19 protein-coding genes and 1 pseudogene are annotated in these 24,558 nt (G+C 66.7%); 4 read left to right on the top strand and 16 right to left on the bottom strand.

Features of this window, described 5'->3' with window-relative positions; genetic code table 11:
* From JMJ56_RS26300 to JMJ56_RS26285, 4 genes are all read right to left on the bottom strand, one after another.
* Positions 1-1,123 (bottom strand): DUF2332 domain-containing protein (locus JMJ56_RS26300; RefSeq protein ID WP_202834725.1); only part of this gene is annotated, 1,123 nt, incomplete at its 3' end.
* A gap of 165 nt (positions 1,124-1,288) precedes the next feature.
* Positions 1,289-2,062: an alpha/beta hydrolase family protein gene (locus tag JMJ56_RS26295; protein ID WP_202834724.1), complete on the bottom strand. Its 774-nt coding sequence runs from the start codon at positions 2,060-2,062 to the stop codon at positions 1,289-1,291.
* Entirely contained in the window at positions 2,062-3,174 is a 1,113-nt protein-coding gene (locus JMJ56_RS26290; protein WP_202834723.1) for a DUF3182 family protein, read from the bottom strand. The genes JMJ56_RS26295 and JMJ56_RS26290 overlap by 1 nt, the downstream gene beginning before the upstream one ends.
* Positions 3,175-3,616: 442 nt before the next feature.
* Positions 3,617-4,489: an alpha/beta fold hydrolase gene (locus tag JMJ56_RS26285; RefSeq protein WP_202834722.1), complete on the bottom strand. Its 873-nt coding sequence runs from the start codon at positions 4,487-4,489 to the stop codon at positions 3,617-3,619.
* 367 nt (positions 4,490-4,856) lie between these two features.
* On the opposite strand from JMJ56_RS26285, the gene JMJ56_RS26280 reads away from it, so the two are divergent.
* A complete protein-coding gene (locus tag JMJ56_RS26280; RefSeq protein ID WP_236038610.1) occupies positions 4,857-5,744 on the top strand; it encodes an alpha/beta fold hydrolase in 888 nt (295 codons plus the stop codon).
* Positions 5,745-6,403: 659 nt separating this feature from the next.
* Entirely contained in the window at positions 6,404-7,798 is a 1,395-nt protein-coding gene (locus tag JMJ56_RS26275) for a hypothetical protein (protein ID WP_202834721.1), read from the top strand.
* 254 nt (positions 7,799-8,052) lie between these two features.
* Here JMJ56_RS26275 and JMJ56_RS35010 read toward each other — a convergent pair whose 3' ends face one another.
* The 4 genes from JMJ56_RS35010 to JMJ56_RS26260 all read right to left on the bottom strand — a co-directional run bounded on the left by JMJ56_RS35010 (position 8,053) and on the right by JMJ56_RS26260 (position 12,171).
* Entirely contained in the window at positions 8,053-8,187 is a 135-nt protein-coding gene (locus tag JMJ56_RS35010; protein WP_268885106.1) for a hypothetical protein, read from the bottom strand.
* A gap of 76 nt (positions 8,188-8,263) precedes the next feature.
* Positions 8,264-9,655: a GntP family permease gene (locus JMJ56_RS26270; RefSeq protein ID WP_202834720.1), complete on the bottom strand. Its 1,392-nt coding sequence runs from the start codon at positions 9,653-9,655 to the stop codon at positions 8,264-8,266.
* Positions 9,656-9,757: 102 nt separating this feature from the next.
* Positions 9,758-10,222: a CBS domain-containing protein gene (locus JMJ56_RS35390; RefSeq protein WP_202834719.1), complete on the bottom strand. Its 465-nt coding sequence runs from the start codon at positions 10,220-10,222 to the stop codon at positions 9,758-9,760.
* Complete coding sequence (locus JMJ56_RS26260; protein WP_202834718.1) at positions 10,219-12,171, bottom strand: acyl CoA:acetate/3-ketoacid CoA transferase; 1,953 nt, start codon at positions 12,169-12,171, stop codon at positions 10,219-10,221. The genes JMJ56_RS35390 and JMJ56_RS26260 overlap by 4 nt, the downstream gene beginning before the upstream one ends.
* Before the next feature lie 212 nt (positions 12,172-12,383).
* Between JMJ56_RS26260 and JMJ56_RS26255 the strand changes: the two are divergent.
* A pseudogene (locus JMJ56_RS26255) lies at positions 12,384-13,462 on the top strand (IS630 family transposase).
* On the opposite strand, the gene JMJ56_RS26250 reads toward JMJ56_RS26255, so the two are convergent.
* Positions 13,445-14,461, bottom strand: a complete 1,017-nt coding sequence (locus JMJ56_RS26250; RefSeq protein WP_202834717.1) for a carbon-nitrogen hydrolase family protein — start codon at positions 14,459-14,461, stop codon at positions 13,445-13,447. The pseudogene JMJ56_RS26255 and the gene JMJ56_RS26250 sit on opposite strands and share 18 nt — an antisense overlap.
* Before the next feature lie 256 nt (positions 14,462-14,717).
* Positions 14,718-15,509, bottom strand: a complete 792-nt coding sequence (locus JMJ56_RS26245) for a class I SAM-dependent methyltransferase (protein ID WP_202834716.1) — start codon at positions 15,507-15,509, stop codon at positions 14,718-14,720.
* 625 nt (positions 15,510-16,134) lie between these two features.
* Here JMJ56_RS26245 and JMJ56_RS26240 point away from each other — a divergent pair.
* The gene (locus tag JMJ56_RS26240; protein ID WP_202834715.1) at positions 16,135-17,757 is read left to right on the top strand and encodes a tetratricopeptide repeat protein; all 1,623 of its coding nucleotides are present in this window, start codon (positions 16,135-16,137) and stop codon (positions 17,755-17,757) included.
* Positions 17,758-18,470: 713 nt separating this feature from the next.
* On the opposite strand, the gene JMJ56_RS35000 is transcribed toward JMJ56_RS26240, so the two are convergent.
* From JMJ56_RS35000 to JMJ56_RS26210, 6 genes are all read right to left on the bottom strand, one after another.
* Complete coding sequence (locus JMJ56_RS35000; protein ID WP_268885107.1) at positions 18,471-19,226, bottom strand: M48 family metalloprotease; 756 nt, start codon at positions 19,224-19,226, stop codon at positions 18,471-18,473.
* A gap of 205 nt (positions 19,227-19,431) precedes the next feature.
* Positions 19,432-19,791, bottom strand: a complete 360-nt coding sequence (locus JMJ56_RS26230; RefSeq protein ID WP_236038608.1) for a hypothetical protein — start codon at positions 19,789-19,791, stop codon at positions 19,432-19,434.
* 101 nt (positions 19,792-19,892) lie between these two features.
* Positions 19,893-21,248 carry a recombinase family protein gene (locus JMJ56_RS26225; RefSeq protein WP_202834713.1) on the bottom strand — a complete coding sequence of 452 codons (1,356 nt, stop codon included), beginning with the start codon at positions 21,246-21,248 and terminating at the stop codon, positions 19,893-19,895.
* The gene (locus JMJ56_RS26220; RefSeq protein ID WP_202834712.1) at positions 21,245-21,748 is read right to left on the bottom strand and encodes a DUF2924 domain-containing protein; all 504 of its coding nucleotides are present in this window, start codon (positions 21,746-21,748) and stop codon (positions 21,245-21,247) included. Before JMJ56_RS26220 ends, JMJ56_RS26225 begins: the two co-directional genes overlap by 4 nt.
* Positions 21,749-21,953: 205 nt before the next feature.
* The gene (locus JMJ56_RS26215) at positions 21,954-23,270 is read right to left on the bottom strand and encodes a DUF3987 domain-containing protein (protein WP_328702474.1); all 1,317 of its coding nucleotides are present in this window, start codon (positions 23,268-23,270) and stop codon (positions 21,954-21,956) included.
* Positions 23,271-23,279: 9 nt separating this feature from the next.
* Complete coding sequence (locus JMJ56_RS26210; protein WP_202834710.1) at positions 23,280-24,557, bottom strand: hypothetical protein; 1,278 nt, start codon at positions 24,555-24,557, stop codon at positions 23,280-23,282.
* Position 24,558 lies beyond the last annotated feature (1 nt).

The following is a 24,558-nucleotide window of genomic DNA, read 5'->3' as shown; positions in this document are numbered from 1 at the left end:
AAATCGGTTCAACGTCTTCTTCGTCATGGCTCCAACCTCTCAAGGTTTGAAGCCTCCGGCAAACCCAGAGCGGTTCACCGTGCGTGTCGCTTAACCCGAGCACACGCTCGCCTCCGTTAGGCCACAAGGTCAGTCGCAGGCTCGCCTGCTCGCCGTAGGCCGGATCCGCCTCGAAGCGGAGCCAGGCGAAGGGCGCCTCGCTGGTCGCAGCCGCCCCGACCCGCGCCGCATGCGTTGCGACCCGGGCAGCGGTCTCCTGTGGGGCGTACTGGAGGGCCACCGCATGCATGAGAACGCGCGCCACCCCCTCCTCGGCGGCACCCGGGTCAAGCGTCGCTTCGGTCCAGGCGGCTGCCTCGGCGCGGTCCAGCCGGGGCGGGTCGGTGGCCGCGACACTGATGGCAGCTTCGACGCGGGCGAGCCTATCGGCCTGGTCGGGCCACACGTAGGCAAGCAGGCGCTCGCGGTCCGTAGGGTTTGCCACGTCAAGCGGGTCGAGGTCGCACCCCTGCTGCCGCAGCACATGTACTGACACGTCGGCCGGCGGCGGGGCACCCTCCCAAGCGGGAGCGACCCTGACCGGCGCGCCCAGCGTGCCGGCCGTCACACCGCCCAACCGGTGCTCGTACCGGTCGAGCACGAGGACGAGGCCCGCGCTCGCACCAAGCTCGTGCAGTGCGAAGGGCAATCCGCCGGTCTCGGCGGCGATAACAAGGAGGCCCGCCATGAGCGGGGCCGAGCGCATGGGCTCGTTGGTCTGTGGCGCGCGGTCGAGCCACGGCAGGAGGTCGGCATCGGCGTCTGGCAGGGCGTCGGCCAAGGTCGCCTCCAGCGTCTCCGCTTCAGGTAGTGGATTGGGCGGGTACATCGCAGCCAGGCGCGGCAGGCGCCCCCGCCGGACCAGGGCGTGCAGGCCCCCAGCCAACCTGAGCGGAACCGAGTCGCCGCGTGCGTCGGGCCGCCCGGACCAGTTGAGCACGCGTCGTCCGACTTCTGTCGAGCGGTCGAGCGAACGCTCGAGCACCTCGCAGAGCAAACCCGTGAAGGGCGAGCCGCGTTTGGCGCACGCTTCGGCCTGTGCGGCAAATGCTTTGCGAATGGTGGTTTCGGCTGAGGTCACCATGGGCGGGTCCCTGTGGTCGTGTTCGCCCCGCCGGAACGCGTCTGCGCGGGGGAGGCCTTGTGGGGCGGACGCCGTTGGGCGGAGGGATCACGCCCGACAAGGTCCTCCAGAGCGGCCACGTTTGTCTGGGCGACATCCCGTGCAGCAAGGCTTGTGCAAAGCCTTTCAACCCGCCCACGGATGGCCGGAAGGGTAGGCTTGGCCGCCTCTGGCGTCCAACACCATCTCCGTCACCCAACTCATAAGCAGCGCGGCATAGGCCTCCTGTGACGCCCTGTCGGACAGCCCGTGGTCGGCACCCTCGATCCGGCGATAGGTCAGCGAGCGTGCGCGCCGGAACGCCGCGAGGTAATTTGCGACCACCGCGTGGGGGATGATGTCGTCGTGCTCGGATTCAACGATCAGCGCATCACCTTCGAACTCTGCACAGGCGCGCAGCGCCCGGTTCTCCTCCGCGGCGACCGGGCCCCGCCGATAAGCCGCCAAAGCGTCCCTATCGAGCCGCTGCTTCGGTGCCGCCCAATCCTCGTCTCGGTAAAGGGCAGGCACGCGCAAGGTGAGCCACCTGACGGGCCGGAGTGTGGTAAGGATAGCCGCCAAGTAGGCGCCGTAGCTGCTGCCGACGGCGCCGATCGCCGCCGGGTCGACGCCCGGCTGACCGGCTAACGTATCGTAGGCCGCAACAAGGTCGCGCAGGTTGTCCTCACGCGACACGGTGTCGTGCCGGGGGTCATCTCGCGCCACGCCGCGCGGCTCGAAGGTCAGGCCGACGCAGCCGAGCGACGCAATCTGACGGGCGCGGGGGAGGTAGACGTCCTGATTGCTCCCCCACCCCTGCACGAACAGCATGCCGGGGATCGCGGTCGCCGGCGCGACCACGGTACCGGGAATGCTCCGACCGTCGACAGGAATTTCGACCGCTTCATCGCGCGTAGCCATCAGAGCTCCACCATCGCGTATTTGGTCATCGGGCCATCCAGCTCGTCCACCCCCCGGAAGTACACCGTCGCGTTCGGCGGCGGTGGCGCGGCTTCGCCATAGATCTCCACGGTAGCGGCGCGTACCGTGCGCAGCGCGGGCTCGGCGCGGAACGCCTCAAGTGCCGCGAGCTCAGCGCCGCTAGCGCCGCCGACACGCCAGGACTGCTCCAGAACGCCGCAGCGGGGCCGGCCCGTCGCATCTGACCCCTGGGCAACATCGTAGTTGCGGCGCGAGGCGAACATCCGCGCGAAACACTCCACCGCCGCCGTATCGTAGGTCTGCGCCTGTGATACCGCGAGCCGTGCTTCGTCCGGAAGTCCGAGCTCCGCCAGCGCTTCGAAGCCGCCGCGTACGACGAACAGCTTGGAGCCGCCGTAGACGGCCGCGCCGCTGTTGTCCTGAGTGAGGCACTGTGTGCCACAGTAGGTCGCAACCAGCTCGGCCACCCGCACCTGGCCCACGCTGTAGGTCGTCACCGCCGCGAGATTTTCTTCCAGGACGAGCCCGTCGTCCGAGAAGGTTACGGTCTCCACCCTGTCGAGCGCTGCCTCCAGCGCGGCCATGTCGGAGACCACGACCTGCCCGCGCCCTCCAGTCGCCCGCACTGGCTTGACGCGCACGGGCCCGCGCTCAAGCAGGCGCTTGCCAGCGCGGCGGGCGTCTACGCAGGCGAAGGCAGTGAAGCCGGAAAGGACGGCACCACTCACCCGGTGCCCGAATGCGGGCGACCAGCCGGGCGGCGCTGCCGCGTCAGGGCTGACGAGAGGGTGGGTGATCGCCTTGGTCGCTACAAAGGCCTGAGGCACAACGCCGCCAAACAGGTCGTGCTCGCCTCGCAACCCGAGCGCCGCCGCCGCCCCGAGCCCGACCAGGGTGTCGCTCGGCACGAGGTAGACGGGGCCCGGATAGCGGGTGCCCGGCTCATACTCCCCCACAAAATCGAAGTCTTTAAGGGCGGCCAGCTGCCTCGCTATCCCCTCGCGGGTGGCCCTTTCGTGGCTATGGGCAAAGCCGCGCTTGGGGTCGGAGTACACGGCCACGACGCCACGTTGCACCTGGAAATCTCCCATCGCGCCTATGCTCCACCCCTACAAAGCCAAGCGGCAACGCCAGGCCACTCAGGAGAGGTGGGCCGAACACCTCGCGGGTACGCATCGTGCCGTTGCATTCGCACGAGTTGAAAGGGCCAGCACCAAACGCCTGAGCGCGCGCCGGTCGGGCGCGGTCCGCAGATCACTAAAGTTTGCTCGACATTTTGCGCCGGAGTTCGTTCGCGCCGGACAGCGCAGACGCACATACACGGCCCTCGCCACCCGCGGCCTGCCGAAGCGTGGCTCCAAGTCTATGTGAATGGACGAGCGCCTGAACGGCACAACGGCGTCGGGCGGCAACGGACTGGACGCGGGCGGGCGGCACGACAGTAGGGGTAGTACGCCCACTGCCGCGGAGGAGCTTTGCGCTGCGACGCCCCCTGGCGGCGTGGCTGCCGGCTCGGTGCGTCGTTGCGCGGGATCAGGTCCCGCACGATGCAAGGAAGTCCAGCACGGCCGTGTTGAAGGCCACGGGATTGCGATGGTTCATTGGGTGCGAAGCGTCCGGGATGGTCACACGCTGCACATCCCTGAGCGACTGCTCCAGCGCGTCCAGTATCCGTGCGTAAGCCGGCGGTGATCGTTCTGCGCCGACCAGCAATGTTGGTGCCGCAATCGCCTCTACGTCCGTTCGGGTGAAGGGGGCCCGATGCTCCCTGAATTGCCCGAGCAGCGTATGTGCATTGTCCCTCATGACCTGCTTTGATCGCTCGGAAAGGTCGTCCCAGGCGCCACGACCGCTGACCGCCTCCACGAACACAGCAAGGCCAGCGTCGACATCGCCTTGGCGGATACGCTCAGCTGCTCCATCGAACGAAATGGGTGCGATTGAAGCTGCTGCCGTCAAAGTAGGCTGCAACGATGCATCGAGGTCGCCGCCGGGCTCGGCAAGGACCAGAGCGCGGACCCGGTCCGGGAAGTTGCGAGCGACCTGAAACGCTACATAACCGCCCCGCGAGTGCCCGACGAGGTGTACCGGTCCGGCTCCGAGGGTGACCAGGAAGGCAGCAACATCCTCGGTATGCTGCCGCGTGGTGAAGTTGTCGCCCGACCCGTCCCAGCACGCAGGCCAGAAGTGGCGGAGGCTGACGGTAATCGCCCGATACCGCTGGCCGAACGCTTCCATCTGCGGCATCCAATAGCGGCAGTCGCAGAGCGCACCGTGGATGAGAAGCAGAGGAGTACCTGCCCCCCGCTCCAGGTAGGCCATGTCGTAGTCATTGGCCCGCAGGAACTGCATCGGCGTCTTTCGGCTCCCGGACAGGGCCGCCTGCACGCGCAGGAGCGCCGGCATCAGGCAGATGCTCCTTGCGGGGTGGCCAGGCTAACCACACCGTCCCACCTCTCGAACAAGGTTCAGCCTAACACGCCGCAATAGGCCTGCAAGCTCGCCTCCGAGGCAGGAAATAACTGTTTCCTGAAATGCAGCGCTGGGCCAAACAGCGGTACCAAGTGTCAGATTTTGCCCATTAAAGTAAGCGCAGCCCAGCCTTAGTCCCGCCAGCCCAGCGCGCTAATCACCCGCTTCGAACCAGTCCGATGTCGCGTAGCGTATCCTTCGATCGGCACGCTACGGCATCACCCGTTTCAGCCCCATGCAGGTCAACCGGACCTGCTAGGTGCCAACACGACGATCAGAGAGAAGGACCAAACTCGGTAAGATGCGGACGATGCTCATCGCCAGACGGTCCCTGCTCGCGCTTGGAGCCTTTTGCCTTACCACTGGCGCCGACGCGGCAGAGGAGCAGTTCTTTGACTCGGCCGGCGTTCGCATCCGCTACATTGAGGAGGGCCGGGGGGAGTGTGTCGTCCTAGTTCACGGCTACACCTCGGACGCCGAGGCCCAGTGGGCCTGGACCGGCATACCTCAAGCGCTTGCCACGCGGTACCGCGTCATTGCCCTGGACGTACGAGGTCACGGGCGCAGCGGTAAGCCGCATGCCGTTGCCCAGTACGGGCCAGAGATGGGATATGACATCCTGCGCCTGCTCGATCGCCTTAGTATCGCGCGAGCCCATATCATCGGGTACTCGATGGGGGCGCACATCGTAGCGCAGTTGCTCACCACCCATCCCGAGCGTTTCCTGACCGCGACGCTTGGCGGCGCCCCCGGCCGGTTCAGCTGGTCGCCGGAGGATCAGCAGCGGGTAGACCGCGAAGCCGCCGAGATGGAGCAGGGCCTGCTCCGCTCCCAAATGCTCCGGCTTTGGCCAAATGGCGAACCGCCTCCCAATGAGGCGCGGATCCGCGAGCTCTCTGCCGCACAACTCGCCCGCCAAGACGTGCGCGCCCTCGCTGCTGTGCGGCGCTCGAACCCCGCCCAGGTAGTCACCCTGGCGCAAATGGCGGCGGTCACGGTGCCGACGCTTGGGCTTGTCGGCACCGCTGATCCCTACCTGGGCTCGTTCTTGGAGCTGAGGGCGAGGATGCCACAGCTCAAGCTAGTCACTATCGAGAATGCCTCGCACGGCTTAGCACCGGGAAGGCTCGAGTTCGCCGAAGCTATCCTGGTCTTCTTGCGCGCCCACCCTGCGGCGTCGGAGAAATAAGTGGTCACTTCATGCATTGCGATGACGCGCGCTCGGTCAGCGGGGCAACCTCGGAGGTTTGTATCTGGACGATGTCTGCCTATGCGCCGGCAACAGGGTGATGGTGCGCAGGGAGCCCAACCTGAGTAACGTACCCGGCTATACCATCATAGCGACATCGGAACGTCCCAGTGCGCAGAGGGTGTGGTTCGCTGCCTCCGGAGCGATATGCGCGGGTTTCTTGCTGATCCGCAACTGCTTAATTGGCGGTTGCGGTGATGCAGCAGCCCTGGCCAGAGAATTTCGTTCCCCAGTTCCCATCGCTGCTCCAGTCGGTTTCCTCGCAACCTGTCTCTCCCATATGGCGCACCCCGCTGGGGCGCAGGTTTCCGGCCGGTTTCAGCCGCTACCTTGATGGTGCTGCTCCGGAACGAGGGCGGATTTTCTCTCCGAAATGCCGGAGACTCTCCGGACCTTGAGGGTAGGAGGATTTAACCCTCAAGCTTTACTGCGTTGAATACGCACGATTTTCGGGGGCGATACCGGCACCTTATTCAGCATGGCGACCGCCTGCCGGTCGAAGCTGTGGGCAAATGCCCTTCTCCGCCCCCAAGCCCTTGTCCCTTGCGGAGCTCCCATAGACCATCCGTGTCCATCCTGATCGGAGGCATCGTCTTGCCATGCCGCACGACATCGCCGGACTAATCGCCTGGGCCAAGCGCGAAGAGTGGCGCGGCGCGCTGGCCGAGTTGCTGGACCGCCATAGTGCCCAGGCTTGCACCGGGGCGGGTATCAAGATGGAGGACATTGCGGACGTTCTCGGTGATAACGCCGCCACAATCCTCTTCGGCGCCGCCTTCGAGGATCTGGTTGCTACCGACCTCCCAGGCGGTCGCAATGTCGCGGAGGACTACCTTCGCCGGCGCGGCTGGAAGGAGGGCGCCTCCACCCGCGACTACATTGCTGGCCTGCGCCGGTCGGTCATCAGTCTCTATGAGGTGAGCGGGCTCGTGCCGAGCCAGTCCATGCGGTTGCGCGACCTGGTCCGTGGCGGCGAACCGGTGCGCGTGTCGGAGAAGCTAGGCTCCCAAGGGCTGCGGCAGTGGGACCGGGTCGCCACTCGGGTGATCCCCTTGGGCGAGGGCGCTGTGATCAGCGGCACGCTCATGCTGTTCGAGCATGAGGCGAGCGAGGCGCTACTTGCCTCACTTCGGAAAACCCGGACAAAGGCACCTCACGAGGTCGCCGCGGCCGCGCGCGAGTTCGGTATCGAAGCCGACGCGAAGACTCTGGCCGGCATGCTAACGTCGGACCTGCTGCTCGCCCAGGCTGCTTTCATGTTCACCAATGCCTGGCTCGATGCGGCGCTGAGGGCGGAGCAAGGCCGGGATAGGCCGGTACTGCTCAACAGCGAGGGTGACCCGCTCGACTTCACCACTCTGCACTTCCCCTTGCTGAAGGGCACCAAGCCCGAGCAGGTCCGCAAGGCGCTGGCCACCATCCCTGCATTGCGCCAAGAGAACCTTGGATTCTGGAACTGGTTGGATGAGCCTGGAGCGAAGCCGAAGACCGCGCGGCGCGGAGGAAAGGCCCAGACCTTTTTCAGCACGATGGAGGACGGGTCCTTGGTGCTCGGCACGCTGGCGCTCAAGGGCCGTCGCCTGTCGCTGGAGGTGAACTCCACTGCCCGGGCGGAGCGCGGCCGGGCGATGCTGGAGCTCGCGTTGGTCGGCTTAGTGGGTTCACCCCTGACCGAGCGGACCGACTTAGAGCAGATGCTAGCCGCCGAGGGCCCATCCCCGAAACCGAGCGGCCTCACGCAGGAGGACGAGCGCGCATTGCTGCGGCAGACTCTGGACGACCACTACCGGCACATCCTCGACCAACCAATCCCCGCTCTCGGCGGCAAGTCGCCCCGCATGGCGGCGAAGACGCCGAAAGGGCGGGAAAAGGTCGTGGCTTGGCTCAAGATGCTGGAGAATCATGCGGCTAAGCGCCCGGCTGGAGACCCCGTCGGCGGGTACGACTTCGGCTGGATGTGGCAGGAACTAGGTGTTGAAGAACTGCGCCAGTAAGCACGTGGCAGCGACGTGCTGATGTCCACCAACCAATGCTGTTTACATTGAGTACGAGGCTCATCCGGCCCAGGAGTCCTCAAATGCATGGTCTCTGATCGACTAAGTCGATGATGAGAAATGCCCGGATGCCGGTGGAGTCGATGGTTTGAATCGCTGACTGGCTCTAGTCGGATTTGTCCGGCCTGAGGACCCCCAGCGGCGAGCTGCGCCTCCGCGGCCCAGACGTGGTCGCCTGCGAGACTGATGTGCACTCATCCGGGCGGGGCGACATGGCGGACTAGATCGGCCCCGACACCGCGGCCGCCGAGCGCGTAGAGCGCGGCCTGCAGGCACCGCGGGTCCCACAGCGAGGGTCCGAAGCGTGGCGAGGGAAACGTCCGGGACATCCTGGGATGCCCCGGACGTTCACATATTCGAAGGCCGGCAGCGTGGGCTTCGCGGAGGGCGCCGCGACCTCGCGGCTCAGGTGATGCCGGTGAGGTAGTAGACGGCGATGACGACGAAAACTGCCGCGGTCTTGGTCAGGGTGATGGCGAAGATGTCGCCGTAGGCCTGCCGGTGGGTAAGTCCGGTGACGGCGAGCAGCGTGATCACCGCGCCGTTGTGCGGCAGCGTGTCCATGCCCCCGCTCGCCATGGAAGCCACCCGGTGCAGCACCTCCAGCGGGATGCCGGCGGCTTCCGCCCCGGCGATGAACTGGTCCGCCATCGCGGCGAGCGCGATGCTCATGCCGCCCGAGGCGGAGCCGGTAATGCCCGCGAGGACCGTGACGCTGACCGCCTCGTTGACGAGCGGATTCGGGACCGCTCGCAGCGCTTCGCGAATCACCAAGAAGCCCGGCAGCGCCGCGATCACCGCGCCAAAGCCGTACTCCGCGGCGGTGTTCATGGAGGCGAGCAGCGCACCACCCACCGCCGCCTTGGAGCCCTCGGCGAAGCGCCGCGCCACCCGCCCGTAGGCGAAGGCGAGCACGGTAAGGATGCCGACGAGCAGCGCGCCCAGCACCGCCCAGATCGCGGCGACCGAGGGCACCTGCGTCACCAATGGCTGCGCCATGCCAGCCAGCGTGACCTCGTGCCGCGCGCCGTACTGGGCTGCGATCAGGGAGGTGAAAAGCTTGTTCAGCACGCCCACCGCGACCAGGGGTAGGATGGCGATGGCAGGGTGCGGCAGCGCCTCCTCGTCAGCCGGCTCCGGCTCGTTCGTGTGGCCCTCGCCGTAGCCTTCGCCCGCCGCGGCGGCGCTCCGGCGGCGCCATTCCAAGTAGGCGAGGCCGACGGCCAGGATAAACGCCGACCCGATCGTGCCGAGGACGGGCGCGGCCCAGGTGTCGGTGCGGAAGAAGGTGGTGGGGATGATGTTCTGAATTTGCGGGGTGCCCGGCAGCGAGTCCATAGTGAAGGTGAAGGCGCCGAGGGCGATGGTGCCGGGGATCAGCCGCTTCGGGATGCCGCTCTGCCTGAACATTTCCGCCGCGAAGGGGTAGGCGGCGAACACCACAACGAACAGCGACACGCCGCCGTAGGTAAGCACCGCGCAGACCAGCACTATGGCCAGCATGGCGCGCTGCCGTCCGACCAGCCCGATCACTGCCCGGACGATGGACTTGGAGAAGCCCGACAGCTCGATCACCTTGCCGAACACGGCGCCGAGCAGGAATACGGGGAAGTAGAGCTTCACGAAGCCGACCAGCTTGTCCATGAAGACGCCGGTGAAAACCGGCGGCACGGCTGAAGGGTCGGTGAGCAGCACGGCGCCCATCGCCGCCACCGGCGCGAACAGGATCACGCTGAAGCCGCGGTAGGCGATGAACATGAGGAAGGCCAGCGCGGCCACCGCGATCAGGAAGTCCATACCGCCACTCCAGTGCTGGTCGGGTTAGACCGCCGGAGGAGATCCCCGGCAGCGATGTCGCTTCTGAGCGGCGGGGCCGCCGGAGGCTGAGCCCCCGCGGGATCAATAAGCGCCGGTGTTGGTCGTCATGACCAGTCGGTCGGCCTCGAGACCTCGGATGTGCTTCTCGGCCTCCGCGGCCGCGTCCACCAGGATGTCGCGGGCGGACACCATGCCCACGACCCTCCCATCCTCCACCACAACCAGATGGCGGACGCGATCCGCCCTCATGAGGACCATGCACTGGTCGAGCGTGTGCTCCGGCGTGACGTAGATCACCTGCGGGGTCATAACGTCCCGCACCATGGTGCCCTTCGCCGTCCGGCCGCGCAGCTCCACCTTCCGCGCGAGGTCGCGTTCGGAGAAGATCCCGATCGGCTTGCCGTCGTCCAGCACGACCAGCACGCCCACGTCGTGTTCGGCTAAACGTTCGAGCGCTGCGTGCACGGTGGCGTCGGCGGGGATGGAGAGCACGGTGCCGCGGCGCGGGCCGAGGAGCTCCGCCACCGTTTTCCAGGTACGTTTCACGGTCGGCCTCCCCCGTCGCGCTCGAGGTCGCGCAGATGACCTTCCGCCTCCTCGCGCGCCTCGTAGATGTGCGGCGCCACGTCGCGCCGGCGCAGCGCGTCGCCGAGCTTCAGGTGCAGGAAGGCGCTCGTTGTGTAGCGGGTGACGCCGGAATAGAACTGCCGCATCAAGCCACCCACCATGTCGGTGTAGGCGTCCAGCAGCTCGGACGCGATGGTGAAGTGGTCGTAGTTCACGATAGCCGGCACCTTGCGGCCCAGTGGCGCCAAGCGCTCCTCCACTGCCCGTCGGACGCGGTCTATGTCCTCCTGTCGTCGGATGCCGAAGCCCTCGAAGTTGATGAAGAACACCGCCTCGGCCGGGTCGTAGGTCAGGCGCGCCTCCAGCGGCAGGCTCAGCCATTCCTCGCGGTAGCCCATCGGGCCTTCGGCGAAGATGCGAGAGTCCATCGGGGCCGGATCCTTCGGGACCAGCGGCCGGAAGGCCATCTCTGCCAGGATGTCGCGTTCGACGTCCAGACCGGGGGCGACTTCGACGAGCTCCAGCCCCCCCGCGGCCAAGCGGAAGACGCAACGGTCTGTGACGTAGAGGACGGGCTGACCACGCTGCGCCGCCAGGCGGCCGCTGAAGGTGCGGTGCTCGACCCGCTCCACGAACTTCGGGTCACCTCGCGCCGCGAAAGTGCCGAGGAAGACTACCTTCTTGGCGTTCTGGCTGATGTTGATGAAGCCGCCCGCACCCGCCAGCCGGGACCCGAACTTGCTGACGTTAACGTTCCCCTCGCGGTCGACCTGCGCCATGCCGAGGAAGGCCGCGTCGAGACCGCCGCCGTCGTAGAAGTCGAACTGTGCGGGCTGGTCCACCAGGGCCTGGATGTTGCTCGCGGCGCCGAAGTCCAGCCCGCCGGCCGGCAGCCCGCCAATCGTGCCGGGCTCGGTGGTCAGCGTCAGGTACTCCAGCATCCGCTCTTCGTTGGCGACGCTGGCCACGCCCTCGGGCATTCCGATGCCGAGGTTGACGACGCTGTTGGGCCGCAGCTCGAAGGCGGCGCGGCGGGCGATAATCTTGCGCGGCCCCATCCCCATCGGCGGCAGGGAGCGTATGGGCACCCGCGTTTCGCCGCTAAAGGCCGGGTTGTAGGGCGTAGCGAAAGTCTGCCAGTGGTTTTCCTGCGAGGCCACCACGACGCAGTCCACTAGGGTGCCGGGGATGCGCACTAGGCGGGAGTCGAGGCTGCCAGCTTCGGCTAGGCGCTCCACCTGCACGATCACCACGCCGCCGGAGTTGCGTGCCGCCGTGGCGATGGCCAGCGCCTCGAGGACGAGCGCCTCACGCTCCATGGTGACGTTGCCGTCCGGGTCTGCGGTGGTACCGCGCAGAATGGCCACGTCAATCGGCAGGGCGCGGTAGAAGAGGTATTCCTCGCCGCGCAGCGTGATGGGCTCGATCAGGTCCTCGGTGGTGCGGGCGTTGATCTTGCCGCCGCCGTGACGTGGGTCCACGAAGGTGTCGAGGCCCACGCGCGTGACGGTGCCGGGTTTGCCGGCAGCGATGTCGCGGAAGAGGTGAGAGATCACCCCCTGGGGCAGGTTATAGGCCTCGATCTTGTTCTCGAGCGCCAGGCGCTGGAGCTTCGGGCAAAGCCCCCAGTGCCCGCCGATCACCCGCTGCACCAGCCCCTCATGGCCGAGATGGTTGAGTCCGCGGTCCTTTCCGTTGCCCTGGCCGGCGGCGTAGACCAACGTCAGGTCGCGTGGCCGGCCTCCTTCGAGAAAGCGCCGTTCTAGTTGTTCCGCAATGGCTTCGGCGAAGCCGATGCCGACGAAGCCGCCGGTGGCAATAGTGGCACCGTCGCGGACGAGCCGGACCGCTTCCTCGGCTGTGACGATCTTGTCCCGCCGGGTGATCTGGCCTCCGCCGAGCAAGGGATGCCCGCTCTGCCCCGCCATCGCTCTTTCCTCCCCGGGAGTGCTGCTAGAGCGCCCTCTGCCGGCCGCAACGGCGGAGCTCCGCCCCGGTTCCGGCCTGCGGGGCGCGTTGTCCACGCCAGGGAAAGCGGCCGGCGGGCCGGCGCGAGTTGGACGATGCTCTAGTGGATAGCGCCTGACGAAAGAGGCCCGGTCGGGATTCCTATGGTCCAGCCCTGATGCTAGTCTGCGCGATGCGCACAGGCATCGTCGTTGAGGTAGGCGCCGCCGACTGGGCTCGGCTGGAGGCGGTGGTGGCGGACCGGAACAGCCCGCAGAAGCACGTCTGGCGCGCCCGCATAATCCTGCTGACGGCGGACGGGTGTGGCACCACCGAGATCATGAACCGCACCGGCAAGGCCAAGACCGCCGTCTGGCGCTGCCAAGAACGCTTCATGCAAGCGGGCGTGGACGGGCTTCTGCGGGACAAGACCCGACCGTCGCGCATCCCGCCCCTCGCCCCGGAGGTGGTCGGGCGTGTGGTGGTGCTGACCATGACCGACCCGCCGGGCGAGACCACCCACTGGACGGCAGAGGCCATGGCCGAGGCCAGCGGGATCAGCGCCAGCTCGGTCCGGCGGATCTGACGCGCGCACGGGCTCCAGCCCCACCGTTTTCGGCGCTTCAAGCTCTCCAGCGCCCCCCAGTTCGCTGCCAAGCTGCGCGACGTCGTCGGCCTCTACGTCGATCCGCCTGCCCATGCCGTCGTGCTCTCGGTGGACGAGAAGAGCCAAATCCAGGCGCTCGACCGGACCCAGCCCGGCCTTCTCCTGAAGAGGGGACGCTGCGGCACCATGACCCACGACTATATCAGGAACGGCACCACCACGCTGTTCGCGGCCCTCGACGTGCTGGAGGGCACGGTCATCGGCCGCTGCATGCAGCGCCACCGGCACCAGGAGTTCATCCGCTTCCTCAACGTCATCGAGGCCGAGGTGCCGGCCGGGAAGGTGGTGCACGTCGTCCTCGACAACTACGCCGCCCACAAGCACCCGAAGGTCGTGCGGTGGCTGGGGCGGCACCCGCGCTTCGTGTTCCACTTCAGCCCGACCTCGGCGTCCTAGCTCAACGCCGTCGAGGGTTTCTTCGCCAAGCTCGCCCGCCGAAGGCTTCGGCGCAGCGTGTTCCACTCCCTCGTCGCGCTCCAGGAAGCCATCAACCGCTTCGTCGCCGAGGCGAACGCAGACCGCGCCCGTTCCGCTGGACCAAAGACCCGGACGCCATCATCGCCGTCGCCAAGCGGGGATACCAGGCGTTAGATCGGCTCCGGTAGCTTGTCTCGGTTTGGCCGGATGCCCTCCGGCCGGTGCACGCCTTGCGTAGTCACGGCCGATGCCACCGCGAGCGGCTGGCCATCCACCCGTACCTCAAAGACGTCCGGACGCGCGTAGTGCCCGGCCACGTCGCACACCGCCTTCGCCGCCGCGACCGCCTCCAGGGAGACTCCGGCAACGAGGATGGTCTCGCCCTCGGCAGGCCCGGCGATCACTTCGCCACGCGGGTCGATGATCAGGCTGTCCCCGGTCATGTCCGGGCCGCACAGCCCACGGAACCGCTCCGGCACGTCCTCGCGCCGCCGCAGGCCGCCGACGCATAGAACGTAGCAGGCGCCCTGGGCCGCGAAGGCGCGCGAGAGGAGGGTCTGCCGCGGCCAGAGGTAGCCCCCGCGCGGCGCCTCCGCCGGCTCCCAGCCCGGCCAGCCCGCGACGTGGACCTGCGTGCCCTGCGCGACCAGCGCGTAGCCCGGCAGTAGCATCATGTGCTCGTAGCAGCTCAGCGCGCTCACCCTCGCGTAAGGCCGCTGGTGGGCCCGCAGGCCCGAGCCGTCGGGCCCGTCGCCCCAGATGGTCCGCTCGCGGTGGGTGGGCTTCAGCTTGCGGTGCCGGCCGATGATGGCGCCCTCGCGCCCGCCGATCAGCAGCGCGGTGCACCAGACCGTGCCGAGCGTGCGCGGGTCGCGCTCCACCACGCCGATGGCGACGTCGATGCCGGCCTCGCACGCCGCCCGGCAGAGCCGGTCAGTCTCCGGGCCGGGGACCTCGACGGCGCTGGCGATGTACTCGGCGCTCGCCCGCCAGAACGCCTCGTCCATCGGCGCGCCGAGGAAGAACGGGAAGCCCGGCAGCCACGCCTCGCCGAATGCGGCGAGCGCGGCCCCGCGCGCGGCCGCCTCCCGGATCAGCCGGCACGCCTTCTCGGTGGAGGCGGCCGGGTCGAGGAAGACCGGGGCTGCCTGGACGGCGGCGAGGCGGAAGGCCGGGAATCGGGTCATCCATGCCTCCCCCTACTTGCGATGGTCCGGTCGTACGCGCCGGCCACGGCAGCGGCGGCCTCGCGGAACTGGAGTTCGGCCATGCACGACGTTCCTCCCGAGCGCGGCACCGCAGCCGAGGGGGCCTTCGGCGATCCGACCGCACGGCTTAGGCTACACGGGTGACCACGGGGCACGCACACGCCATCTCGCGAGCAGCCGTTGGGTAGCCCCAGGCGGTACCTTCCGTCAGGCGCTATCCACTAGATCACCTGGACTAGCGCCGCCCGCTGGCGAAACGCACTGTCACCTCGATCTGGATCGGCCCGCCGACATCTCCCGCGTCGCGCCGTGCCTCTTCGCGCACGGCCCGCCGGACGTGTTCCGGCAGTGCCATGTACTCCTGCCCGACGTTCCCCGCCCCCTGCTCGACCCCGCCGAAGTAGGCGTCGAAGGAGGGGAACTCGATGTGCAGGGTCTCCGTCGCGGTCTCCATATCCGCAAGACCCACCGCCTCGAAGAGCGTGCGGATGCGCTCCTCCTCTCCCAACGAGAACAGTCGCGCCGCTTCCGCCGCCTTGGAGGGAATGTGCCGCCCGATGATGACAAGGACGCGGCTAATCAGGGAGCGCTCGGGTGTGGTGTTGTTGGAAACCACGGCGCGCCCGCCGGGGCGAAGCACGCGGCGGAACTCCGCGAGGCCCCGTGCGGGGTCGGGGAAGTACATCAGCCCCATGTTGCAGAGCACCGCATCGAAGCTCTCGTCCACGAGTGTGAGGCGCTGGCCGTCCTCGACGGAGAAGGAGACGTTCGGCAGGCCGCCCAGCCGCTCGCGCGCCCGTTCGACCATGGCGGGGGAGATGTCGGCCGCGACCACGTGGCCCGAAGGCCCGACCACTTTGGCCGCGGCCTCGGCGGCGATGCCGGTCCCAGTGGCGATGTCGAGGACGCGCATACCGGGCGCGAGGCGCGCGGCACGCAGCAGGGGCGGGATGAGTTGCCGGGTCATGTGCCCGACCGCGCGGTCATACCCGGCCGCGGCGGACTCGTGGAACTGGAGTTCGGGCATCGGTCGTTTCCCTCCCGAGCGCGGCATCGCGCCGGAGGCAGGCTCTCGGCGGTCCGACTGCAAGACCCAGGCTAGGCGGGGCGCCGCGGAACACGCGCACGCCTTTTCGCGAGCGATCTGAGGAAGCCCTGGGCGGTACCTTCCGTCAGGTGCCATCCACTAGCGGTCGACGGAGATCGCCAAATTTCTGCGTTCCGCGGCAGCGACTCGAACGGACAGCGGTCCATTCCGCCCCGGGCGAGGCGCGCGACTTGCCCAATCCAAATGGAAAGCTGCTTCAAAAGCAGACCTTGTATCTTTTCACTCCTCTAGCCGAGGCAAACGGAATCCAGACCTTTCCGAATGCAGCAAGCGAGACCGGTTCTGATGGGCCGCAGCTGGAGCAGGTCTCGATTGCTATCCGCCAGGGCCGCCACGCCGGATGAGGGGATCATCTGGAGCGGCCAAGGCTCAAGCGGCAGCGTCCGGCAGCCTCCCTTAGAACACCTTGATGGTAGCCGCACGAGACAAATGCATAGGGGTGGCCTGGGCGCCGTAGCTTTCACCTTGGTGCAGATGCAATGGGCTGTATACGCTCCGGCGTTGGAGGCGCCCGCTCGAGGCTGCCGCAGCAAGGGAGGAAGCAATGCGGAACCACGCCAGCCGCTGGGCGCTTGCCCTCGGCGTCGCGTTGTGCCCGGCGTTCGGCCAGGCGCAACACCACCACGACGGTCACACCCATGGCGGCACTCCCCCGGCGCCGGCCACGCTCGGCGAGGTGCATTTCCCGGTTAGCTGCACGCCGGAGGCGCAGGTTGCCTTCGACGCGGCAATGAAGCTGCAGCACTCCTTTTGGTACCAGGCCGCTCAGGAGGCCTTCCAGCTTGTGCGCAAGCGCGATCCGGGCTGCGTCAAGTCCTATTGGGGAGAGGCCATGGCGCTGCTGGTCAACCCCTTTACTGTGACCACAGCAGCCAACCTGCGTCAGGGCCGGGCTGTGCTGGCAGAGGCGCGGCGCATCGGGGCGAAGAGTGAGCGCGAGACCAGCCTGATCGACGCCCTGTCAGAACTCTACGGCGATGAGAACCCGGCGACGCACCGTGCCCGCTTGGAGCATTACGAGCAAGCAATGGGACGGCTGCACGGACGCTTTCCGGACGACCCAGAGGTGGCAATTCACTACGCGCTTGCGCTCGCCATGGCCGCGTCGCCGACCGACAAGACATATACAAGGCAGCTCAAGGCCGCCGAGATCCTGGAGTGTGAGGCCGCTCGCCAACCGCAGCACCCAGGTGTAGTCCACTATCTCATCCACACTTACGACGTGCCGGCGCTAGCGCGGCGTGGCCTGCCCGCTGCCGAGCGCTACGCCGGCCTCGCCGCGGACGCGCCCCACGCCCTGCACATGCCCTCCCACATCTTTACTCGTGTCGGGCGGTGGGAGGATTCGATCGAGACGAACCGGCGCTCGGCCGAGACAGCGCGGGCGCGACGGTCGCCGTTCGACGAGATCCACGCGCTCGACTACATGCTTTATGGCTATCTTCAGACTGGACAGTTGGAGGCGGCACGTCGCACGCTGGCGGAGCTGCCGCGCTTCGCCAGCTGGAACGCACCCGCACCGATATTCGCTTGGGCGCTCACGGTGATGCCGGCGCGCTACGCGTTGGAGCGGGGTGCCTGGGAGGAGGCGGCAGCCTTGGAACTGGGTCGGCAGACAGCGCCCCTCGTGGTTGCGAACACGTACTTCGCGCGCGCGGTGGGCATTGCCCGCACCGGGCGTCCGGACGCCGCCGGCGGCGACATTGAAGCACTGAAGGCTGCTGCCAAGGCGTTGCGCGACAGCGGCGACGTCTACTGGGCAGAGCAGACGGAGATCTTGCGTCTCGCTGCCGAGGGCTGGGTCGCTTTCGCCCGCGGTGGGCGCGAAGAGAGCCTAGCCCTGTTGCGCGAGGCGGCGGAACGAGAGAGCCGGACGGACAAGCATCCGGTGACGCCAGGGCCTCTCATGCCTGCGCGCGAGCAGCTCGGCGAAATACTGCTACTGGTGGACCGTCCCGCTGAGGCACAGCGCGAGTTCGAGGCGGTGCAAGAGACGGAGCCACGCCGTTTCCGCGCCGTCAATGGCGCTGCCCGAGCAGCGGAAATGGCGGGTAATGCTCAGGCAGCGCGCCGGCACTACGCCCACCTCCTCGAGATTGCGGCGCGTGCGGAAGATGGCGCGCGACCGGAGCTTGCAACTGCGCGCGCGTACATCGCCAAGCAGTGAGTGCGTGGTGCGGGGAACCAAGGCGAGGTTCCCTCGACCTCTGCGACCATATGAATACAAGCTGGGCGGCGCCAAATCTCGACTACGGCGCCGCCGTTCGGGCGAGTTCGGGCCCGCTGTCAGCATCAGGTGCGTGCCAACATGTCACAGGCAGCCTGCGCAAGTGTGGCAGGTTGTAGCTGCCACTCAATTGGAAACGGCTCCAGCAGCCCTGGCAACCTGACCTCCACTGAATGCCGCCTGTCCACATTTGCCTCAACTATGTCAGGCGCCAGCAGCGTAAGCCGTAGCAGTGTCCCAAGATACCCTCGCTCGATGCGCTCCGCCTCCGTTGTCTCGCTGATTGAGGCATACCGCCCTTCATCCAGCAGCCGATGGTACCGGAACGCCCGGACTAGCGCCTTCACCAGCGCCGGCTCCGCACGCGTAGCGACAGCCGGCACACCTTCGTGCACCGGCGTCACCACCGTCTTCCACCCCGGCTTACGGCGGATGGCCAGCAGCACCCGGGTCGTGATGCTGCTCGCCTGGGGTTGTGCCGCCACCATCGGTGCCTCGGGCGCGACGGTGGTGGGATCTCGGACGAGGTCGCCGGTCCCTTCTCCCTGAGCCGGATGTCAGCGCCGGCGGGCCCGACCACCATCCGCTCCACGAGCGCCCCAGCGATGCGCAGCTATTCGGCTCGGAGTAACGTCTCGCGGCAGGCGGAGCGGCTACCGTCCTGGTCGCCGTGGCACGAGGTCGGAAGATGCGCGCACCTCGTCGATGGTGTTTCGCCAAGCCGCCAGCCGCTCCGGCCCCGCAGGGTGGCTGTCGAGCCACCCTGCAGCCTCGTTCGGTCCACCACGCGTCAGCCTCACCCAGACAAGACCGGCACGGTCGAGGTCGTATCCGGCGCGGGCGACAAGATAGCCGCTGAGGTAATCGGCCTCGCGTTCCTCGTCTTTGGAGAACGCGAGCTGCGTTGCATTGGAACCGATCTGGGCCGCGCCCTGGCCGAGTGCCCAACCAGCGATGCCGCCAAAGGGCACCACCGCCCCCAGCAATGTCCCGGCGACAGTGCCGGCGGCGAAACTCCTGACACGTCGCTTGCCGACGTGGCCAGCAACGTGGTGGCCAAACTCATGTCCCACCACGGCCGCCACCTCGTCCTCCGACCCGAGCAGCGACATCATGCCGAGCGTGACCGTCACCTCTCCCTGTCCAGTCAATGCCGCTCGCGGCGTCGCGGACCGATCCAACAAAATACGGAAGCCGCAGGGCTGGCCAAGGTAAGCCGTACAGAGCGGCTGCGCGGCTGCTGTAAGGCGCTGCGAAACAGCAGTGAGAACTACTGTTGCCTGCTCGGCCGATTGCAATCCACTAGCTGGGGGGACGCCCTCCACAACGGCCAGCCGTGCCGCCTCGAGCTCAGCTGGGTTGACCTGAGGCGGTGCAAAGCGGGCGCCGCACCCAGCTGTCGATAACATGGCGAGAAGAGCGAATGCGGGCAGCCAAGGCAAGCTGGACAACAAGGTTCCATGGCATGGTTGGAACGCGCCCACGGCGGCACTGGGCCTCGTACCTGCCCGCGCATGATCGCCGCCCACGACAGCTTCTCCGTTCGCTTCCGGAGCTGATAACTGTTCGAATGGCTACCAGGTTGCCCATGTTGGCCAAAGGTGAACCTCACCACTACGGATGGGTGTGATGATGCCGAGCTATTCGCGTTTCTCGGCGGCAGACTTCTTCTAGCCCCTTCGGCAGGGCATCTGACGCGGCTATGGCCGCACGCTGGTCGGACCACTCAGAGGGAAATGGGTCCATCAACCGTGGCAGTGTCAGCATTTCATAACGCCGCCCGTCGAGGATCATGTCGACGATATCCGGCGCCAGCAGCGTCAGCCGCAGCAGCGTGCCGAGATAGCCACGCTCGATCCGCTCCGCTTCCGCCATCTCGCTAATCGAAGCATACCGCCCTTCGTCCAGCAGTTGCTGGTACCGGAAAGCCCGGGCCAGGGCCTTCACCAGCGCCGGATCAGCGCGCGTAGCCACGGCTGGCACGCCTCCCTGCAGCCCTGGCGTCACCACCGTCTTCCGCCCTGGCCGGCGCCGGATAGCGAGCGGTACCCGAACCGTGATGCTGGCCGTCGCGCTCACGCCGCCACACGCTCCACCCCGGGTGCAATCGCGCCGAGATCCCGGACGAGGCCGGACAGCCCCTCGACCCGCAGCCGGATATCCGCGCCGCCTGGTCCAACCACCACCCGCTCCACCAGCGCCCGCACGATCCGCGCCTGCTCGGCCGGGAACAGCTCACCCCAGAGCGGATCCAGCCGCTCCAGCGCGTCTCGAACCTCCATCTCGGTCAGGTCCGGCGCTTCGACCCTCGCCGCCAACCAAGTTCCGACGATGATCTCCGGCTGCCGCAGCAGCGCTCGGACCTGGTCCACCACCGCCGCCTCGATCTCGGCCGCGGACACCCGGCGCACGATGCCCTCGTCGCCGGCCGCGTCGCCCTTCAGCACCCGCTGCGCCACGTAGTAGCGGTACAGGCGCCCATTCTTTCTGGAGTGGGTAGGCGACAGCGCCCGGCCATCGATGCCGAAGATCAAGCCCTTCAGCAGCGCCGGCGCGTGCTGGCGGTTCTGAGCGGCTCGAGCCCTTGGGCTGACCTGCAAGATGGCGTGGGTCTTGTCCCACAAGGGCCGCGGCACAATCGCCTCGTGCTCACCGGGATAGATCTGCCCTTTATGCGTGACCTCGCCGATGTAGGTCCGCAGGTGGAGCAGCTTGTAGACGTCGCCCTTGTCGAGCGGCCGACCCGACCTGCTGGTCACGCCCTCGGCTTGCAGGCGCCGGACCGTCTCCACGCCCGAGGCCGTCTCGACGAAGAGCTCGAACACCCGCCGGATCCGCTCCGCCTCGGCCTCAATCGGCATCAGCTTGCGCGCCACCACGTCATAGCCGAGCGGCACCTTGCCCCCCATCCACATGCCCCGCGCCCGCGAGGCCGCAAACTTGTCCCGGATCCGCTCGCCGATCACCTCGCGCTCGAACTGCGCAAAGCTGAGCAGGATGTTCAGCGTCAGCCGCCCCATGCTGGTTGTGGTGTTGAAGCTCTGAGTGACCGAGACGAAGGTGACGCCGTGCGCCTCCATCGTCTCGACCAGCTTGGCGAAGTCCATCAGCGAGCGGCTGAGCCGATCGATTTTGTAGACCACGATGACGTCGACCCGGCCCTGCTCGATATCGGCCAGTAGTCGCCGCAGCGCCGGCCGCTCCAGCGTGCCGCCGGAGAAGCCGCCATCGTCATAGCGGTCGCGGACCAGCACCCAGCCTTCGGCACGCTGGGAGGCGACGTACGCCTCGCAGGCGTCACGCTGGGCGTCGAGGGTGTTGAACTCCTTGTCCAAGCCCTCGTCGGTGCTCTTGCGCGTGTAGACGGCACAGCGGAGCCTCTTCACCGAGGCAGGCATGATGCCGTCTGCTGGTAGCTTGCGGCGGCTCATACTCCCGGCCTCCCCTTCAGCCCGAAGAAGGTCCAGCCGTTCCAGCGTGTGCCGGTGATGTACCGGGCGATAGCGGAGAGGGACCGATAGGGTCGGCCCTCGTACTCAAAGTCGTCGGCGCGGACGGTGACCACATGCAGGACGCCGTCATATTCTCGGATCAGCCGTGTCCCGGGTAGCGGCCGGCTGTCAGCGCGGATGCGGCGGAGGACGACGTTGCCGCCATCGAGCTGCTCGCCCAGCGCCTCCAGCCGTGCCCGGGTCTCGGGTTTCAGACCGCCATAGGCCAGCTCCTGGATGCGGTAGGCGAGGCGGCTCTGGATGTATGTGCGGCTGAAGGGAGGTGGCTCCTTGCCGAACAGCTCGCGCCATTGCTGCTTCAGGTGGGCGATGGACGTGGCCTGTAGGGCTGCTAGGCGGCCCAGGACGTTCGCTGGTGGGATGGCGGGGATGGTCAGCGCTGGCGCCTTTGGGGCCTGCTGGGTGGCTATGCGGGGCATGCGGGTCTCCGGTTGTTCCGGTTCGCATGCATGCTTTGGTCGGCGCGGAAGTGTAGCGAACTTTCTCCCTGGTCACCGGCCTGTGCGGCGTCACGGGCGAGATCCTCGGCGGTGCGACGCTGGAGCCGCGTTAGGCCGACAGCGAGGATGGCGCACACCTCCCGAAGATGGGACGAGACAGCCATTGCTTCGGTGCGCGGCCCGCTCATCCCAATCTCTCCGACGCTTCCGAGGCCGCGCGATCTCGCCGAATGCGCTCAACCTTTTCCGCTATCCGCGCCTTCGCGTTCCGTCTCGCCTCACGTTCCATCGCAGCCCGTTGGGCAAATCGAGTATAAATATTGGGGTTGACTTGCCATGCGGATGGCGGGCGTGCCGGGTTGGTTGGCGTTTCTGGGCGGACCCATGCCATGGCCTCGAGTGATTGCATCACACTGTTCAATTCTGTGCGCTGTTCCGGTGCGTATAGAGCCTTGTAGGCTCGCACTATCTGCCGCACCTCAACCCGCTGCCTTTCGTGCGCGAGGATAAAGCCAGCGATCCATCGGGCGTGTCCCGTCTGTATGCTGGAGAACATGACCGCGTCGGCCCGCATCAGGTGCGGTAGCAAGATGTCTCGCATGTATGCGCCAGCGCGGTGAGCCGTCGCCTCAGGCACTACCAACGTGCAGGGTACTTCGGAACCGCGCGCTGTTGCGTCCGAAAGGTCTATAAGGTGGAAGAGCAGGGCGATACGTGCAAATAGGCCGGGCCACTTACCCAACGCTGCTTTGACGCGCACTGAGGTATCAGGCATTGCCTGCACCGCCTCGAGAAGCTCAAGCACGGCGTGCCGATGCCGCTGCGCGTCAGCGTGCAGTGCTACCGGGTTCACAGACCCGTCCTCTAAGGTTGGGGGCCGCAGTGTGCAAAGGGCCGGGAAGAGGGCTGCGTACCGCGCCAAGGCCTCCGCTTGCGGAGCCCGGTCGACGCCCCGGCCTTGCCAGCTGGGCACGGCGTAGCAAAACCGCTGCAGAAGCCCGTCGTCGGCGGCCTCACGGGCAATGCGTTGGATCACCTCGGGCTGAATCCCGCCCAGAACGCACCCTGACCAGTTAGGGCAGACCAATGGGCCACGTCCGACTCGATCCACTACATGGCGGCCACCGTTATACAGTCGGAGGTATGCTCCGCGGTCGCCGCCACCCCTACCGCCGCTGCGGTAACGGTCCAAGTTTCCGACCAGCTCCGACATTTCGTCCTGACGCACTAAAATCTTCTTGGCCGCCGCCTGCTGTTTTGCTTCGGAGTCGTCACGAAGAACTTCGGTCAAGGCCTCGATTGTGGTGCTTTCGACAAGAAAGCGTTGAAGCTTGGGTGGTGGCTCATCGTCTGCCAGGTTTTCGGGGAGGCGCGCCTTTGCCTTGGACTGGTAGCGACGCATCTCACCGGCATGTCGTTGTCGTGCTTGCTCGTCAAGCAGCTCGACTGGTTTCGTCGCTGCTTTAAGCACCGGCGTCTTGAGCATGGAGGGGCCACCCACAAGGGCACCTCACAGCCTCGCGCTCTCAGTCCAAGTGCGATCGAACGCCTTTGGGGCCAAAACCCAGTCGTCGTGCGCAACACTTGACAGCGCGACCAGTGACGATAGCGCCACCGCAACTGGGTCGACTCCCATCCGTTCCGCGGTATCGAAGACGAAGCACGCGAGAGCATCGGGGAGGTGTTGCGACTTAAGCTGTGGTTCGCCCGTCAGCTCCGAATCAGAGAGGAAGTCCACAGGCTCTGGCCAACTCTCCTCAAACTCTTCTGGACGGTCGCTGGAGTGGGGCGCCTTCGCAACGGCGCTCGCAACCAAACGAGGAATGTCGTCAATGCGCGCCTGCCAACGACCTGGCTGTTCTGATTCACCCTTTCGGTCTCGGATGCGCTCGGGAACCGCCCGCATTGCCCCACGGAGCGTTAGCACGATTTGTCGAGCTTGCATCCCGCCCTTGTGGTAGCGCATGGCGAGTGCCACCAGCGGTTCATGATACGCTTCGCCCGCAACAATGCGGCGGATCAGCTCCGAGGTTTCATCTACACCGCCATTGGTGTTATTCTGTACACGCTCGTCGGTGGCGGTGCCGTTTGGCTGGACTTCGCGGACCGCATTCTCGAGGCGTTCCAGAGCGTCACTCAGCATTATCTCCGCGTCGGAGGATGCAACGATCTCTGCCATGCGAGGCGCAGCTTTTCGATGCCAACTGCCGGGCCAGCGGATGGGGTGGACTGCTGGGACATTGCTGCTGTCAGCACCGACTAGACGTACTGCCAGACGTCGAGCACGCTTCAGCTCGGCATGTGCAGTAGCATTGCGTGTTGGCTCGGCGAGCCTCCAATGTAAGTGGAGCTTGTCTTGCACCTCACCGGTCATCTGATCGGTCCACAAGCCGCCGCTTCGAACGACGATGGTGGCAGGACCGAGTAGCTTCTCTAGTGTCTCCAACGCCATTTTCGGCCGAGCATCGCACTCCACGGACAGTGCAAGCCCGTTTGCGAGATCTGCGTCGCGTGCGTGATTGGGGTTGTTAAAGGTCGCGACCGGTGGGCAGAAGACTGTTGGGCTTGGATGGCGCGCGCATTTGGTCGCTTGGGCAGAAGCAGCCTCCACCAAATGCGTCATTCCGTTTCCGACTGGCACCGCCTCGATATGGTGAACGCCTTGCGTTTCATCAAAGAAGGATCGGAGTGAGACAAACGTCTCGCGGTCTGCGTATGGGAACAGGCCTACGATGAAGCGGTCAATTTGGTTGATGTCGGCCGACAACAGGTTAAGGCTGCTGCTCACC

It is taken from the genome of Belnapia arida, assembly GCF_016773205.1.
GTDB lineage: Bacteria > Pseudomonadota > Alphaproteobacteria > Acetobacterales > Acetobacteraceae > Belnapia > Belnapia arida.
Note: the sequence above shows the minus strand (reverse complement) of the source record. Positions and strands in the feature narration are given on the sequence as shown.

Bases quoted from the DNA above. Each gene is read 5' to 3' on its own strand.
- JMJ56_RS26295 (WP_202834724.1), bottom strand. From the start codon at position 2,062: ATGGCTACGCGCGATGAAGCGGTCGAAATTCCTGTCGACGGTCGGAGC.
- JMJ56_RS26290 (WP_202834723.1), bottom strand. From the start codon at position 3,174: ATGGGAGATTTCCAGGTGCAACGTGGCGTCGTGGCCGTGTACTCCGAC.
- JMJ56_RS26285 (WP_202834722.1), bottom strand. From the start codon at position 4,489: ATGCCGGCGCTCCTGCGCGTGCAGGCGGCCCTGTCCGGGAGCCGAAAG.
- JMJ56_RS26280 (WP_236038610.1), top strand. From the start codon at position 4,857: ATGCGGACGATGCTCATCGCCAGACGGTCCCTGCTCGCGCTTGGAGCC.
- JMJ56_RS26275 (WP_202834721.1), top strand. From the start codon at position 6,404: ATGCCGCACGACATCGCCGGACTAATCGCCTGGGCCAAGCGCGAAGAG.
- JMJ56_RS35010 (WP_268885106.1), bottom strand. From the start codon at position 8,187: ATGTCCCGGACGTTTCCCTCGCCACGCTTCGGACCCTCGCTGTGGGAC.
- JMJ56_RS26270 (WP_202834720.1), bottom strand. From the start codon at position 9,655: ATGGACTTCCTGATCGCGGTGGCCGCGCTGGCCTTCCTCATGTTCATC.
- JMJ56_RS26260 (WP_202834718.1), bottom strand. From the start codon at position 12,171: ATGGCGGGGCAGAGCGGGCATCCCTTGCTCGGCGGAGGCCAGATCACC.
- JMJ56_RS26250 (WP_202834717.1), bottom strand. From the start codon at position 14,461: ATGACCCGATTCCCGGCCTTCCGCCTCGCCGCCGTCCAGGCAGCCCCG.
- JMJ56_RS26245 (WP_202834716.1), bottom strand. From the start codon at position 15,509: ATGCCCGAACTCCAGTTCCACGAGTCCGCCGCGGCCGGGTATGACCGC.
- JMJ56_RS26240 (WP_202834715.1), top strand. From the start codon at position 16,135: ATGCGGAACCACGCCAGCCGCTGGGCGCTTGCCCTCGGCGTCGCGTTG.
- JMJ56_RS35000 (WP_268885107.1), bottom strand. From the start codon at position 19,226: ATGTTATCGACAGCTGGGTGCGGCGCCCGCTTTGCACCGCCTCAGGTC.
- JMJ56_RS26225 (WP_202834713.1), bottom strand. From the start codon at position 21,248: ATGAGCCGCCGCAAGCTACCAGCAGACGGCATCATGCCTGCCTCGGTG.
- JMJ56_RS26220 (WP_202834712.1), bottom strand. From the start codon at position 21,748: ATGCCCCGCATAGCCACCCAGCAGGCCCCAAAGGCGCCAGCGCTGACC.